This is a genomic window from Paenibacillus wenxiniae, from assembly GCF_039822605.1.
Classification (GTDB): domain Bacteria; phylum Bacillota; class Bacilli; order Paenibacillales; family Paenibacillaceae; genus Saccharibacillus; species Saccharibacillus wenxiniae.
This window is the reverse complement of the sequence record NZ_JBCGUH010000054.1, coordinates 1-541: the sequence shown is the minus strand read 5'-3', so window position 1 is coordinate 541 and position 541 is coordinate 1. Positions and strand designations below refer to the sequence as shown.

Annotated in this window: 1 protein-coding gene and 1 pseudogene; both read right to left on the bottom strand. The window is 45.5% G+C overall.

The annotated features are described in order from the left end of the window. Nucleotides 1–144 precede the first annotated feature (144 nt). Nucleotides 145–321: a hypothetical protein gene (locus AAHF22_RS23830; protein WP_347327468.1), complete on the bottom strand. Its 177-nt coding sequence runs from the start codon at nucleotides 319–321 to the stop codon at nucleotides 145–147. Between the two features lie 67 nt (nucleotides 322–388). Further along, a pseudogene (locus tag AAHF22_RS23825) lies at nucleotides 389–541 on the bottom strand (methyl-accepting chemotaxis protein); the annotation flags it as partial.

The window sequence follows — 541 nt, the reverse complement described above, 5'->3', positions numbered from 1 at the left end:
TTCCTGGTGAAAAGTTGCCCCGTCAAGCTAACATAGACGGGGCGTTATAGTGAGTGAGCATACCATCTAACATCAAAGGAAAACCTTTGATTTGCAATATCATTCGCAGCTCAGAATGAACGATTGCTTCTGAAACACCGCGCATTAGATTTGCTGCGCTAAGTCTGCGACAGAACGCGCCATATGGTTCACTTCCGCTTCTGTGGAATGCTCTTGCGCGCCGGCAAGCTCCTGCGCCTGTCCGGTGACAGAATGGATCGCTATCGCCATTTCTGCGATCGATTGGGACAATTGCTCCATTCGACTTGTCATCGCACTCACGACTAAAACACGTAAAACGCTACTATCAATAGCTCGCCCTAGCAATTGATAGTAGCTATTTGATTCATCAAATCTTATGCGTCAACTCTGAAATGGCACGAGCCATATGATTTACTTCATCCATTGATGCGTTCAATTGCTCAGTTAATGCTGCCTGCGATTGCGTCAGTGTCGTCATATTGCTAATTTGGAACAAAATTTTCTCGATCTGGTCTTTCAT